The organism is Bacillus sp. LL01, from assembly GCF_001037965.1.
On the sequence record NZ_LFEL01000007.1, the window covers coordinates 88,347 to 102,971 of the forward strand.

The 14,625-nt window shown below is 42.5% G+C and carries 12 protein-coding genes; 3 read left to right on the plus strand and 9 right to left on the minus strand.

Features of this window, described 5'->3' with window-relative positions; genetic code table 11:
• Positions 1-93: 93 nt before the first annotated feature.
• The 7 genes from pyk to dnaE form a co-directional block, all read right to left on the minus strand.
• Complete coding sequence (gene pyk / locus AB685_RS18630; RefSeq protein ID WP_047972116.1) at positions 94-1,848, minus strand: pyruvate kinase; 1,755 nt, start codon at positions 1,846-1,848, stop codon at positions 94-96.
• Positions 1,849-1,975: 127 nt separating this feature from the next.
• On the minus strand, positions 1,976-2,935 hold the full coding sequence (gene pfkA, locus AB685_RS18635) for a 6-phosphofructokinase (protein ID WP_047972117.1): 960 nt from the start codon (positions 2,933-2,935) through the stop codon (positions 1,976-1,978).
• Positions 2,936-3,299: 364 nt separating this feature from the next.
• Positions 3,300-4,283 carry an acetyl-CoA carboxylase carboxyl transferase subunit alpha gene (accA, locus tag AB685_RS18640; RefSeq protein WP_047972118.1) on the minus strand — a complete coding sequence of 328 codons (984 nt, stop codon included), beginning with the start codon at positions 4,281-4,283 and terminating at the stop codon, positions 3,300-3,302.
• Positions 4,277-5,140, minus strand: coding sequence for an acetyl-CoA carboxylase, carboxyltransferase subunit beta (gene accD / locus AB685_RS18645; RefSeq protein WP_047972189.1), 864 nt, complete (start codon positions 5,138-5,140; stop codon positions 4,277-4,279). The genes accA and accD overlap by 7 nt, the downstream gene beginning before the upstream one ends.
• Before the next feature lie 296 nt (positions 5,141-5,436).
• Entirely contained in the window at positions 5,437-6,051 is a 615-nt protein-coding gene (locus tag AB685_RS18650; RefSeq protein WP_047972119.1) for a GntR family transcriptional regulator, read from the minus strand.
• 3 nt (positions 6,052-6,054) lie between these two features.
• A complete protein-coding gene (locus tag AB685_RS18655) occupies positions 6,055-7,293 on the minus strand; it encodes a malic enzyme-like NAD(P)-binding protein (RefSeq protein ID WP_047972120.1) in 1,239 nt (412 codons plus the stop codon).
• Between the two features lie 152 nt (positions 7,294-7,445).
• Positions 7,446-10,772, minus strand: coding sequence for a DNA polymerase III subunit alpha (gene dnaE, locus AB685_RS18660; RefSeq protein WP_047972121.1), 3,327 nt, complete (start codon positions 10,770-10,772; stop codon positions 7,446-7,448).
• A gap of 153 nt (positions 10,773-10,925) precedes the next feature.
• On the opposite strand from dnaE, the gene AB685_RS18665 reads away from it, so the two are divergent.
• Complete coding sequence (locus tag AB685_RS18665; RefSeq protein WP_047972122.1) at positions 10,926-11,261, plus strand: YtrH family sporulation protein; 336 nt, start codon at positions 10,926-10,928, stop codon at positions 11,259-11,261.
• A 1-nt stretch (position 11,262) separates the two neighbouring features.
• Positions 11,263-11,763 carry a sporulation membrane protein YtrI gene (gene ytrI, locus AB685_RS18670; protein ID WP_047972123.1) on the plus strand — a complete coding sequence of 167 codons (501 nt, stop codon included), beginning with the start codon at positions 11,263-11,265 and terminating at the stop codon, positions 11,761-11,763.
• A 55-nt stretch (positions 11,764-11,818) separates the two neighbouring features.
• Here ytrI and AB685_RS18675 read toward each other — a convergent pair whose 3' ends face one another.
• A complete protein-coding gene (locus tag AB685_RS18675; protein ID WP_047972124.1) occupies positions 11,819-12,769 on the minus strand; it encodes a bifunctional oligoribonuclease/PAP phosphatase NrnA in 951 nt (316 codons plus the stop codon).
• A 405-nt stretch (positions 12,770-13,174) separates the two neighbouring features.
• On the opposite strand from AB685_RS18675, the gene AB685_RS18680 reads away from it, so the two are divergent.
• The gene (locus AB685_RS18680; protein WP_047972125.1) at positions 13,175-13,507 is read left to right on the plus strand and encodes a YtpI family protein; all 333 of its coding nucleotides are present in this window, start codon (positions 13,175-13,177) and stop codon (positions 13,505-13,507) included.
• A 41-nt stretch (positions 13,508-13,548) separates the two neighbouring features.
• Here the strand turns inward: AB685_RS18680 and AB685_RS18685 are convergent, their stop codons facing one another.
• Entirely contained in the window at positions 13,549-14,517 is a 969-nt protein-coding gene (locus AB685_RS18685; RefSeq protein WP_157860743.1) for a nuclease-related domain-containing protein, read from the minus strand.
• Positions 14,518-14,625 lie beyond the last annotated feature (108 nt).

Genomic DNA, 14,625 nt, shown 5'->3' on the forward strand with positions numbered 1-14,625 from the left:
AATTATATCAAAAATGAAAGAATTACTCTAATTTCACCCAAAAAGACCCCCAGAATCCAGCAAATGCCGGGATATAGGGGGTCATGTCCACTATTATAGTACGCTTGCGTGGCCTGTATAAATTGTGCCTCTTGATGAGTCCACTGTGATTTCCTGTCCGTCTTCCAGAAGGTAAGTTGCGTTTTCCACTCCAACAATTACCGGAATGCCAAGGCTTAATCCAACAACAGCTGCATGGCTGGTCAAACCGCCTTCTTCCGTAATAAGGGCAGATGCTTTTTCCAATGATGGCATCATATCTTTGTCAGTGCCATTTGTAACAAAGATAGCACCATGCGTCATTTTTTCTGCAGCTTCTTCTGCTGTTTTTGCTATAACCACTTTACCGTAAGCGGATTTTCTGCCGATTCCTTGTCCACTTGCAAGGACGTCGCCTACAACGTGAATCTTCATTAAATTCGTTGTGCCTTTTTCTCCAACCGGTACACCGGCTGTAATGACAATCAGGTCACCGTGAGAGACGATACCTGTATTCAAGGACTCTTCAACTGCCACTTCTAACATTTCATCTGTAGTATTCGCTTGACGTCCGATACGTGGATACACACCCCAAACCAATGCCAGTTTACGGGAAACCGCTTCACAAGAAGTAACGGCAACGATTGGTGCTTTAGGACGGTATTTGGAAATCATACGTGCTGTATGTCCGCTTTCCGTTGGTGTAACAATTGCAGATACGTCCAGGCTGATTGCTGTGTAAGCAACAGATTGTCCGATAGAATCTGTAACAGTCAGTGCTGCCTGTTTGCTGTGCTTGCTAAGGATTTCCCCGTACGCCAATGCCTGTTCTGCACGGGAAGCGATGTTGTGCATTGTTTGAACCGCTTCAACAGGATAGGAACCTGCAGCAGTTTCACCAGAAAGCATGATTGCATCCGTACCATCAAAGATGGCGTTCGCTACGTCACTTGCTTCTGCACGAGTTGGACGTGGGTTACGTTGCATAGAATCAAGCATTTGAGTTGCTGTGATAACCGGTTTCCCAGCAAGGTTACATTTTTTGATAAGGTCTTTCTGTACTAGAGGTACCTCTTCGGCAGGGATTTCCACACCAAGGTCTCCACGAGCAACCATCAACCCGTCGGATACTTCCAGGATCTCGTTGATGTTGTCAACTCCCTCCTGGTTTTCAATTTTAGGGATGATCTGGATGTCCGCTGCATTATGTGCTTCCAATAATTCACGAATCTCAAGAACGTCAGATGCACGACGCACGAAAGATGCAGCAACGAAATCCACTCCTTGCTCAATACCGAAACGGATATCATTTGCATCCTTTTCTGTAATTCCAGGAAGGTTCACTTTTACTCCAGGAACGTTAACTCCTTTTTTGTTTTTCAATGTACCGGAGTTCAGGATTTTTGTTCTGATTTCATTGTCTCCGATCTCAAGAACTTCCAATCCGATAAGACCATCATCCAACAGTATATGGGAACCAGGTGTCACATCTTCTAATAGTCCAGGGTAAGTAATGGAGAACTTTTCGGTTGTTCCAATAACTTCTTCCATGGAAATGATGATTTCTTTTCCTTGTTCCAATTCAATCGCACCATCTTGCATGGTATGTGTTCTGATTTCCGGACCTTTTGTATCCAATAGAATCGCGACATTCTTCCCCGTGCGTTCTACCGCTTCACGGATGTTACGGATACGCGCTCCATGTTCTTCGTAGTCACCGTGTGAAAAGTTCAGACGAGCAACATTCATACCAGCTTCCATCAGTTTGATCAATAGCTCGACACTTTCACTGGCTGGTCCAATCGTACAAACAATCTTGGTTTTTTTCATATAAATTTTCCTCCTAGTTATATACCGTTCTTTTCATCTTTTTATATTATAAAGCAATAGAGTGGCATTACACCAACATAAGCCTCAAGAACCTGGTAATGAAAACGATTCCAATAAGCTTAGATTGCTAAATGGATAGTTCTTTTGAAAGGTCGTACATTTTCTTATCGATGGAATGGGTTTTGGATAAAGCCTCAATAATGTCATGATCGACCAGCACGTTGCTTTGAATACCTACACATCTTCCGCCTTTACCTTCCATCAATAGCTCCACAGCGCGAGCACCTAAGCGACTTGCCAACACTCTGTCAAACGCTGTTGGAGATCCACCACGTTGGATATGACCAAGCACACTTACACGCGTTTCGAAACTTGTTTCAACCTCAATCTTCTTTCCGAATTCCACTCCACTTCCTACACCTTCTGCTACCACGATGATGCTGTGCTTTTTCCCGCGTTCTGTTCCGCGCTTCAGCCTTGCAATCACTTCCTGCATATCATCTTTCGCTTCAGGGATAAGGATAGTTTCTGCACCACCTGCAAGTCCTGCCCAAAGTGCAATATCACCTGCATGACGTCCCATAACTTCAATTACGTATGTACGTTCATGAGATGTTGCTGTGTCACGGATTTTGTCAATAGAATCGATAACAGTATTCAGCGCTGTATCAAAGCCTATTGTAAAATCGGTACCTGGAATATCGTTGTCAATTGTACCAGGGACACCGATACATGGAAAACCGTGCTCCGTAAGTTTCTTGGCACCTTGATAGGAACCATCTCCACCGATAACCACCAATGCTTCTATTCCATGCTTATTCAGGTTTTCAATTCCTTTAAGCTGGCCTTCTCTTGTTTTAAATTCTTCGCATCTCGCAGAATATAACATCGTACCACCACGGTGGATGATGTCTCCAACGGAACCAATTTCAAGCTTTCTGATGTCTCCATCAATCAATCCAGCATATCCACGGTAGATCCCGAATACTTCCATGTCGTGAAAAATGGCCTTTCTTACTACTGCACGGACCGCAGCATTCATACCTGGTGCATCTCCACCACTTGTTAGAACGCCTATTCGCTTCATTTATTTCACCTCTTAAGCTAATTTGCCTATAAACGTATACCCAAACATACATTTTATTAGAAAAACGAGTGGCATGTAAAGTCTCTATATTAAAAATTACCACGAAGGTATGTCGAAAACAACTGAAATCTGTCGATTATATTTATGTATGCGCTTTTATTTGAGGTGGTTTATTTTTCCATTGTTTACGGGTATTTGTTCCTACCTATTTAAATAGGCTAGTCTTTGATGAGTAGCTTCCCAATTATGTTGTTTCCCCGTCAGCCGTGCCTATTTCTAAGATACCCATATTTTTCCCAAATCAATAAAAAAATTTCAAACTAAAGAAAGAAGGACGAGCATTAAGTGCCTCGTCCCATAACTTTTAATTAATCTTTTGAGGTTTTAGTTGCTCCTTGAATGAGAAAGCACCAATTCGTTTGTATTTTGCATAGCGATGTTCAATTAGCTCATCAGCGCTTAGCGGCATCAGATCTTGAAGGGACTCCTTCAAGATCTCACGGATTCCATTGGCTTGGAAATCCACATTTTTATGTGCGCCACCCTTTGCTTCAGGAATTATTTTATCGATGATTCCAAGATCGTACAGGTCAGGTGCAGTAATTTTCATGGACTCTGCCGCTTTTTTAGCAAGGCTTGCATCCTTCCATAGAATGGCTGCCGCCCCTTCCGGAGAGATAACCGAATAAGTGGAATTCTCGAGCATGTGTACATGGTTTCCGACACCTAGTGCAAGCGCCCCACCACTTCCGCCTTCCCCAATAACGATACAGATTATTGGCACCTTTAATCCAGCCATTTCAAACAGGTTTTTGGCGATTGCTTCACTTTGTCCCCGCTCTTCTGCTGCCTTTCCTGGATAAGCACCCTTCGTGTCAATGAAACAGACAATCGGTCTGTTGAATTTCTCCGCTTGGTACATCAGTCTCAAAGCTTTACGGTAGCCTTCCGGGTGAGGCATACCGAAGTTGCGGCGGATGTTTTCTTTCGTATCCTTCCCGCGTTGGTGGCCGATGATTGTGATTGGGTGGCCTTCAAATTTCCCGATTCCACCCACAATGGCTTCATCATCTCCATAATAACGATCCCCGTGCAGTTCGAGAAAGTTTGTAAACACACGTTCGATATAGTCCAGGGTAGTCGGGCGTTCAGGATGTCTGGCAATTTGAACACGGTCCCAAGGGCTTAAATTCCCATAGATATCAGCTTCTAATTTTTCGAGTCTGACTTCCAGTTTTTCAATTTCACTAGTAAGATCCATCTCACTATTTTTCGTGAACTCTTTCAGTTCCCCTATCTTCTTCCGCAGTTCCACTACCGGCTTTTCAAATTCCATTTCTCCTACCATCTCGTCTCCCCTCCTTCATGATGTATATCTAGTACATTAGTTAAGGTTTCTTTTAGATCCAGACGAGGAATGACCGCATCCAATTGTCCGCATTTCAATAAGAATTCTGCAGTTTGGAAATCTTCGGGAAGATCCTCGCGAATCGTCTGTTCTATGATTCGTCGCCCAGCAAATCCTATCAACGCTTTAGGCTCCGCAAAGTTATAGTCCCCAAGTGATGCAAAACTCGCCGAAACACCACCGGTTGTAGGGTGGGTCATTACGGAGATGATCAGTCCGCCACTTTCACTATGAAGCTTCAAAGCACTACTAGTCTTTGCCATCTGCATTAAACTTAAAACGCCCTCTTGCATTCTGGCGCCACCTGAAGCAGTGAAAATAAGGAATGGAACTCGCTTTTCCTTTGCTTTTTCGATAGCTCGGGTAATCTTTTCTCCCACAACAGATCCCATGCTTCCCATACGGAAGGTGGAATCCATGACCGCAATGACGAGCGGTAAACTATTAATTGTCCCTTCACCTGTTACAACAGCCTCATTGATGCCTGTTTTCTTTTGGTCGCCTTCAAGCTTCTCCAGGTAATTCGGAAAATTAAGCGGATTTTCTGAGACCATTTCAACATCGTATGCAACAAAGCTTCCTTTATCCAGTAAGCTTTGAATTCTTTCTTTTGCATTCATTGGGTGATGGTGGCCACAGTGTAGACACACCTTCAAATTTTTCATCAGCTCTTTTGTGTACATGATTTTTTTACAGCTTGGACATTTGGTCATAATTCCTTCCGGCACATCTTGGTGTGCTTGTTCAGATGGAATGGACGCGTACTTTTTCTTTTTTGTGAACAAATCCTTTAACAAAACAACAGAACCTCCCTTTATTTGAGTATTGGAAGCAAAAGGCACACCAGCCGTGGACACTTGCATATATATGACATGCTCCGTTCTTCGGGTGTCTAGTATTTCCTTACTCAGCGACTATTCAAAGGTCAATCGAAAACTTGTTACTTAGCTTTGGTATTTGGTACTAATAACAGGTTAAAATTTAGGCAAGTAAGGCTGTTAAAATTATTTCAATAAACAAATTCCTTAACTTACCTTTTTTCTCATACTGTTAATGTAACGGAAACTCCTCAATGGATGTTGTAGATTCTTGTCTACTTTCTATCGACAATTTCTGCAAAATGTTTTTCATATAACTTTATTGCTTGTTCGGGTTGCTTTTCTCTCATCGCCTCTAGCAAAACCTCAAACGCACCACTCTCTATCATATTATCCTTTACGATAATACGTGCATAACTATTTACAAGAGTCCAAATTCGTAGCATCAGACTATTATCTACAATTGTGACCATCTCTTTGAAGAAATCCGTTCTCGAAGGAGCTGATTCTATCATTCCTCTCAGCTTTTCATAGTCTTTGGCAGCAGCTTTCTGCATAAAAAGCTGTATGCATGACTTTTCTATTTCCAATTTTGTTTCCAACAGGTCATTCTTTGTTTTGTCCTGTTCGAGAATGAAAGTCCCTAATAGTTCTACGAGATGATGCTCTTTAAAATCTTTGATAAATGTTCCTTCTCCACGCTTTGTTTCAATGAGTCCAAGGAGTTCTAAGGCTCGAAGCGCTTCACGAACGGAAGATCGCCCGACATTCAACCTGTCGGACAATTCTCGTTCTGAAGGAATTTTGTCTCCTGTTTTCAAGCCGTCCTCGACAATAATAGCCCGAATCTTTTTGACAATTTCAAGATACATTTTAGTAGGTGTGGTCATAAACTATTCACTTTTTCCGATAACGGCAGTTCGTCTAGTTTTTTCGGCAACTTCTTCTGGATCGACCTTGATTCTCGCTACACCAGTTTCCATTGCTGCCTTAGCCACAGCTGCAGCCACAGCCGGTGCCACACGAGGGTCAAATGGAGCAGGTATGACATAATCTTCACTTAGCTCATGAGGTGCCACAAGGCTTGCAATCGCTTCGACTGCCGCAATTTTCATCTGCTCATTTATATGGGTCGCCCTGACGTCCAATGCTCCGCGGAAGATCCCCGGGAATGCCAACACGTTATTAACCTGGTTAGGGAAATCGGAACGACCTGTACCGATAACGCTTGCCCCGGCAAGCTTTGCTTCTGCAGGCATGATTTCTGGGTTTGGATTGGCCATGGCGAAGATGATGGAATCTTTGTTCATGCTTTCTACCATCGCCTGAGTCAAGGCACCTTCCACAGATACACCTATGAATACATCGGTACCCTTCATGACATCCGCCAAGGTCCCTTCCACTTTGTTGCGGTTCGTGTATGTCGCCACTTCCGCTTTTACACTATTCATCCCGTATGGACGCCCTTCATAGATGGCACCCTTGGAATCACACATGGTGATATCCCTTACACCATAGCGATATAATAATTTGATGATGGCAATCCCTGCTGCACCTGCACCATTCGCCACCACTTTTATTTCCCCGATATTCTTTCCTACAAGTTTCAAGGCATTTACGAGACCTGCCACAGTTACAATTGCCGTTCCGTGCTGATCATCATGGAAAATCGGGATGTTGGTTTCTTTCTTTAGTCGCTCTTCAATCACAAAACAGTTTGGTGCAGCGATATCTTCAAGATTCACACCACCAAAAGTAGGTTCAAGAAGCTTTACTGTCTCTACAATCTTATCTACATCTGTTGTATTCAAGCAGATTGGGAATGCATCCACACCTGCGAAGCTCTTAAATAGCACAGCTTTCCCTTCCATTACAGGCAGAGCCGCTTCAGGACCGATGTTCCCAAGGCCCAGTACAGCCGTTCCATCAGATACTACCGCAACCATATTCCCTTTCATGGTATAGTCATATACTTTATTTTTATCATCATAAATCGCTTTACATGGCTCGGCTACGCCTGGGGAATATGCCAGACTCAAGTCTTTGGCATTACGGACAGGAACCTTAGATTTTGATTCCAATTTCCCTTGATTGATTTTATGCATATGTAGTGCTTCTTCTTTTAAAGACACGATATATGTCCCCCCTGCTATTTGTGGTTCTATTTTTCAACATCAGTATTAATCTACATTTTATGATTGCTAGAATCCTTACGAAAAGTACTTACTAAATAACCAGGAAAGGTGGTCTGACCACCTCCCTGTTAACTATATCATAATATTAATCATTGTAAAGATTTTTTGAATACGACGTTTCCTTCCCCAAGTAACGTCCTAAGCTTGATTAGACACTCCTCCGTTGGTGCCACAAAGGACGCCGGCTGCAGCTTTATCGTTTTTTTCGCTTGGATATAATGTACATATACCGGTGAAGGTCCGTGATGCTGCTTTAGTACTTTTTGAAGATGCAAAAACACTTCCGTTTCATGCTTTTCTTCATCTATCTGCAAAAACAAATCTCCTATAAGATGTGTATATTTCTCAACAAGTGCATCTATTTCCATGATATCCTTCAGAATAAGCTGGGTTTTCCCTTCTCTTTCTTCCAGATTCCCCTCAACCAATAAAGTTTCTCCCGTTTTCAATAGGTGTGAAAAACGCTTATACAGCTCAGGGAAAGCGACCGCTTCTATATCACCTGATTGGTCGGATAGTGTGAGGAAAGCCATCAGGTCGCCTTTCTTCGTACGGATCACACGTTCATTTGAAATGAAGCTGCCGAGTCGGACTTTCTTTTGATTACTCGAAGGAAGGTCCAAAATCAGCTTGGCACCCGCCAACTGAAAATATGAAGTGAAAGGTTCTGTTGGGTGCTTGGAAAGATAGAACCCCAGTGCCTCTTTTTCCAGTTGCAACTGTTCTGTCAGTTGCAATGGCTCCACTTTCACATACTTCGGCTTAATATCAAACTCCGCTTCGAGGAAGAAATCGATCTGATCATCATCAGACGGCATGACAAGTTCCGCATGCTGAAGGGCAACATCCAAAGTTGCCAAGAGGGTAGCCCTGTCTTCTTTGAATTCATCCATGCTTCCTGAATAGATGAGCATCTCCATCGTTTTCCGGTTGACCTTGGATGCGGCCCTGTTGCAGAAATCGAACAGGTCGGCAAAAGGTTTCCTTTTCCGCTCTTCCATCAGCGCTTTTATTGCCTGTACGCCTACCCCTTTTATTGTCAAAAGACTGAAGCGCACTCCCTCTTGTTCCACTTGAAAGCCAATTCCGCTTTTGTTGATGGAAGGAGGCAGTACCTGAATCCCTTTTCGCTTCGTTTCCGTAATGTATTGGGAGAGCTTCTGTTCATTACCCATCACACTCGATAACAGGGTGGCCATAAATATCTTCGGAAAGTTTGCCTTTAAATAGGCCAACTCGTAGGAAATCATACTGTAGGCAACCGCATGGCTCCGGTTAAAACCGTAATCGGCAAAACGAACAATGAGATCATAGACTTCATTGGCCGCCTTTTCGTCATAGCCTTTCTTTAAACACCCTTCCACAAAATGCGCACGCTCTTGTGCCAACACTTCTTTCTTTTTCTTTCCAACAGCTCTTCGCAAAAGGTCGGCTTCCCCCAACGAAAAGCCAGCCATTACAGCAGCAATCTGCATGATTTGCTCCTGATAGACGATAACTCCAAACGTTTTCTCCAGGATTGGAATCAAATCAGGATGCGGGTAATCGACTTGTTTTCGTCCATGCTTTCGATCAATGAATAAAGGGATCTGTTCCATTGGGCCTGGGCGATACAGGGCATTTACGGCGACGATATCTTCCAGATTAGTAGGTTTGAGCTTTGTCAGCACCTTTTTCATTCCGGGTGATTCCAGCTGGAAGATTCCTGAAGTGTCCCCATCACTTAGCATACGAAACGTCGCTTGATCATCTGTTGGAATAACGTCCACTTCTGTTTTGGCTTCTTTTTTCACCTGATAGCGAATGCTTTGGATCATGGTCAGATTTCTTAAACCAAGGAAATCCATTTTAAGAAGTCCAAGTTCCTCCAATGTTTCCATCGTGAATTGCGTAAGATAGATATCCTGTTGTCCCGCCTGGATAGGTATCATTTCTGTCAGCGGACTCTCGGTGATAACCACCCCAGCTGCATGGGTGGAGGAATGACGTGGCAATCCTTCAATCTTCTGGGCAGTTTGGAAGGCTCGCTGCCTTTCTTTTGTCTCGTTAATGGCTTTTTGCAGCCTATCGTTTTCCTTGAATGCCGCCTCAAGTGTTATTCCGGGTCTCGAAGGAATCATTTTTGATATCATTTCCAGTTCTTTTCCCGAAAGATTCAACACTTTCGCAACATCCCGCCATGCCGCCTTGGCAGCAAGCGTTCCAAATGTGATAATCTGGGCCACATGGAGCTGTCCGTACTTTTCGGCAACATACCGAATCACTTCATCACGCTTATTATCCTGGAAATCGATATCTATATCAGGCATCGTTATTCGTTCCGGATTTAAAAAACGTTCAAAAAGCAGCTCGTGGTGAATCGGGTCCACATCTGTAATGAACAAACTGTATGCCACAAGTGATCCTGCAGCAGATCCCCTTCCCGGACCTGTCAGAATTCCTGCGTTTCTTGCAAAATACATGAAGTCCCATACAATTAGAAAATAATCACTAAACCTCATCCCTTTGATTACTTTAAGTTCATAGTTCAGGCGCTCCTCATACTCGGGCAGGTCCTCACCCAACCGCGCCTTGAGTCCCTCCCTACACAACTTCTCTAAATAGGTGTCCGCTTTCTCCCCCTCAGGTACAGGATAGCTTGGAAGTGCCGATTGGTTAAACTCTATTTCCACATGACACTGATTTGCTATCTTAATGGTGTTTTCCAATGCATCAGGAATATCCTCAAACAGCTGGACCATTTCCCCTACTGTACGCAAGTAATCAGGGGCCACTTTCGGTAGTGATTCTAGTTTTGTTCCTTGCTTGATGTTGCGTAGGCATTCATAAACAAACACATCCTCCTTATGGAGATAATGCACCTTACTCAAAGCAACTATCGGCAAGTCTATATGTCTTTTGCGTGTGTTTTCAGACTGCTCTCTTGCTGCATCGGAATTTCTGTCGATACCGAGGTAGACATGATCTTTCCCGAACATATCTTTATACACATCTGAAGTCTGTTCTTCGAGATGAGCCAATTCGGAATCTGTCCCTGACAGGATGGCAATTAGACCATTGGCATAATGCTTCAGCCACCTTTTCGGAACTCCTTGTAGAGCTTTCGTCTGCACAACACTCGATAATTTCATCAGGTTAGTGAACCCCTGTTTATTGTTTGCCAAAAGAAGAATAGGGTACGCCGACTCTTCATCCTCCTCTGTTGCTAGAACAGATAACGTCAACCCGATAATAGGTTTTATGCCTGCAGACTTGCATGCTTTGTAAAAATCAACTGCACCGTACATGACATCTTCATCTGTGAGTGCAAGCGAGGTTAACCCCATCTCTTTTGCCCGCTCCATCAGCTTGGAAAAACGGACAGAACTGTTCAGAAGACTGTAACTGCTTTTTATATGTAAATGAACAAAACTCATTAATCATCACACCTTATTTAACGCTTCCATTTATTACATTCATTATAGGGGCTATACTGTCACAAAAACAATCATGAAAACTTCTCCATTAACATCAACATACTTACCACTTCCTGTCCATATATATGATTAAGGACAGAAAGGATGATGAAAATGGACGTAAAAGATCCATTTGTCGCTACCCTGATATTCAGTTTTTTCATTGCTGTCGGGGTATTACTGGGAGGAGCAATCATTGGGGGCATTGCGGCTTTCCTCGTCGGGGACCCTCCTTTGAGTAGAATGTGGAGTTTGGCCAAAAGTTTGAAAATATGGGCAATTGTAGCAGCCATCGGTGGTACCTTTGACACCTTTTATAATCTGGAAAAGGGATTGTTTAATGGAGAAACAAAATTTCTAGTCAAACAACTGCTTCTGATCATTTCCGCTACCGGTGGTGCCCAAACCGGCGCGCTCATTATCAGCTGGCTGACACAGGAGACTTTATAATATGAGGGTTCCTCCGTATAACCGTGATCCAGGGTGGCAACGGTTCTTTACCGGAGTTGTAATAGGTGCCATTGCTGGATGGCTAATATTCATGCTGATGTATGGCATTACGTTGGAAAAAAATCTCGGTGATTTAAAAAAGTACAAGGATGAAGTGAAAAGCTACAAAGACAGAATCCATATTCTTACCGAGGACAATGATAAACTGAAGGAAGAGAAAGACCAACTGAAAATTGAGGATTTCAAAATATCCATCATCAATCATGAGAAATACTTGCTCAACTCCTTCAGCCGTTCATCGATCGTCGCAAGGATTACAGAAGACCTGAACCATCTTGTATCAAAAGATATTGCCAGCATAAAAGACAACAAAGAACTGTTGATTAAGGTAATTGAAAACAAGAGTTATTCTCTTGATGATAAGCAATACTATTTTGATGTCGATTTCCTCTACGTTGATACGACCATTGAAATCGACTTGCTGATTGTCAAAATGGAATGAAAAGAGGGAGCGTCTACTGTTTTCTAGGACACTTCCTCTTTTTACTTATTATCGTCTATTCTCCTTGCAATTGTGCGCGGGAAGCCTCTATCAAATCAGCAAGCACCTGGTCCGCCTCTTCCCACTTATAGATGGACGCTCCTGATGCCAGCGGATGCCCTCCACCGTTGTATTTCTTCGCAATTTCATTAACGATCATCCCCTTCGAACGGAGTCTCACCCGGATCTGATCGGATTCTTCAATGAAGAAAACCCATGCTCTGATACCTTCAATATGTCCGAGCATCCCGACCAATTGTGAAGCCTCAGAAGGCAATGCATTGTAGCGTTGCAGAACATCCGGTGTTAGCTTCATGGAAGCAATGCCATTCACATGCAGCGAAAAGTTCTCAAGTACATATCCGCTCAGCTTGGCAATATGCAGCTTTGTGCGGTACAGCTCATCATATAGCTCGGTCATGGAAAACCCGTAGCTCAACAGCTCACTCGCATATTGGAATGTCTTTGTATTCGTGCTCTGGAAAAGAAACCTGCCTGTATCACCAATTATACCCGCAAAAATTAGTCTCGCAGCTTCCTTTGTCATCACCCATCCCTGGTTTTTCCCGGCAAGATACAATTCATAAATCATTTCACTCGTGGAACTGGAATCCGTATCCACCCACATAAAATCCCCATACCTGTCCTCATTCGGATGATGATCGATTTTAATCCATTTGGCAGCCAGCTTGTAGCGCTGGTCACAGATTCGATCAGTGTTCGCCGTATCACAGACAATTACAAGCGCCCCATCATAACTCGAGTCAGGTATTTCATCCAGCTTGCTCAAAAAGCTCAATGACTCCTCCTCTTTCCCCACGCGATACACCTTTTTTTCCGGATAACTCTCCTTGATCAACTCAGCCAATCCACATTGGGACCCATATGCATCCGGGTCCGGCCTTACATGACGGTGGATAATAACCGTATCATGCGCCTTGATTTCATCTATAATCTGCTGCCTCATTGTATGTATCCCTCTTTCACCTGATTCTTATAGGCTCTTTTCTAAAAGATTGTTGCTATTTACTAGTAAAAAGTCGGCATTTGGACTTTTTACCAAGAAAAATCGGCCTTTGGATTTTTCACAGTGTATCTACTTTCAAAATATCATGCAGTCTCTCCGAATAACCAGGAAAAGAGCACGACAGCAACAATTATTACGGTTGTTATAAAAATACGAAATAGCAACAAAGTTTACGAAAACAGCCTTCTTATATTACCTTTTATTTAATCACACATTCAGTCGAACTCAAAGAATTAACCTTATCATGCAAAAGTAGAATTTTGTTCACGAACACGTTACAATATAGCTTGTATGCTTATGTTAAAATAATAAGCAATGAATGAATTCAAGAAGGAGTGTGTCCTTTTGGCTATTTTTGTTTTTCTCATTATCTTTTCACTAATGTTCTATTTGATGTATAAAGTAAAATACTTCCGTACTCGCCTTCCCGCAGAAAAGAAATGGCTGAGCGCGAAATCCAGCATTGCTCTAGGGAGCTTTGTTTTCTTTTTCGGAATCAATACACTGATTGATCCCTTGTCCACTGTTGCAATTATTGTAGGGATTGTCCTGATACTAGTTGGACTCGGCAGCATCTGGGCCGGCTACAAAGCCTACCGTTTCTACATGCCATTTGCTATTGAAGAAGCAGAAGCGGTTAAGGAAGCGGAAATGAGAGAGAAGACGGTTACGGATTAAGGTTTGTTTTTATATTTGAGAGGAGTCGCCCTTGGGAGTTTTTATCGGGGCGGCTTTTTGTTATGTTCCGGCATGGTTATTGTTTGAAAATAATTTAATAGGTATTTTCTTCCTTTGTTGGTTCCTTGGTTGGGGAGGTTCATGGAGGATAAAAGATAGTTTGCTACATTTGGTGAAGGCAGAAGAAGGAAATCTCTTATCATTCTGTTTGTTATGATATTACCAACTAATAATTTGTAATCCATTAGATTTTCGATGTGAGCCGTTTTAGAATACAACCCGCAATTTCTACAAATCCAGCTCCCATGTTTCTGTAGCATAGGTAAGTAGGTACAACGTGGACAAACTACTCCTTTTCGAAGTTCATGATAATGAATTCCATAATGGTGTAATAAAGAAAAATCATCAGGTGTATGCTTTTTAATAAGCACCTTTGTAAGCTTTTTGTAAGTGGGATTATCCAGTAGAGGTTCGAATTTCTGATTATCTAAATCTTGTAGTTTGTTGGGAAGGTTTGTATGGAATGCGACTTTTTTCATTAGTGAAGGTGTAGCGTTGATTAAGGTGGCATTTGAGTGAGTAAGAACTATTTGTCCAGCAATCGGTAAGGGGGGAAAGTTATGCTTATCCAACCATAATGAGAGTTGATATTTTTGCCGCTCAATTTGGGATAAAGGATCTCCAAACTTTTCTTTCTCCTCACCCCTATGTCTTATTAATTGATTTGTTGTTTCATCAAACTCCAAAGTACCAGAAATATATTTCGAATCTAAAATTAGACAATACGCGGGAGTGATCAAAAGTGTGTCCATTTGAAAGAATCGATTTAGGGGGTCCTCTATACGAAGTCCGTGTAACAATTGCGTATTTTTATTGGGGAGGAAAGTGAGGAAATAATCAAGGGCTTTCTCACCGATAAAACCGTAATGCAATTTGCCGTGTTCCTTCTCTATTAGTCGATATTTTGGATGTTCATGAGGCACTCTTCTAATTGCCGCTTCAAGTGTCAATAACCTCACTGACTTTTCCCTTGGTTTCTTTATCATTTAATCTCTCCTTTATATGGTTTGTTGGAAATAATTCGATAGAGAGGCATGAAATCCTTTAAAAATACTGAA

Bases quoted from the DNA above. Each gene is read 5' to 3' on its own strand.
- AB685_RS18675 (WP_047972124.1), bottom strand. From the start codon at position 12,769: ATGAGGCAGCAGATTATAGATGAAATCAAGGCGCATGATACGGTTATT.
- pfkA (WP_047972117.1), bottom strand. From the start codon at position 2,935: ATGAAGCGAATAGGCGTTCTAACAAGTGGTGGAGATGCACCAGGTATG.
- AB685_RS18650 (WP_047972119.1), bottom strand. From the start codon at position 6,051: ATGACCACACCTACTAAAATGTATCTTGAAATTGTCAAAAAGATTCGG.
- ytrI (WP_047972123.1), top strand. From the start codon at position 11,263: ATGAGGGTTCCTCCGTATAACCGTGATCCAGGGTGGCAACGGTTCTTT.
- accA (WP_047972118.1), bottom strand. From the start codon at position 4,283: ATGGTAGGAGAAATGGAATTTGAAAAGCCGGTAGTGGAACTGCGGAAG.
- dnaE (WP_047972121.1), bottom strand. From the start codon at position 10,772: ATGAGTTTTGTTCATTTACATATAAAAAGCAGTTACAGTCTTCTGAAC.
- pyk (WP_047972116.1), bottom strand. From the start codon at position 1,848: ATGAAAAAAACCAAGATTGTTTGTACGATTGGACCAGCCAGTGAAAGT.
- AB685_RS18665 (WP_047972122.1), top strand. From the start codon at position 10,926: ATGGACGTAAAAGATCCATTTGTCGCTACCCTGATATTCAGTTTTTTC.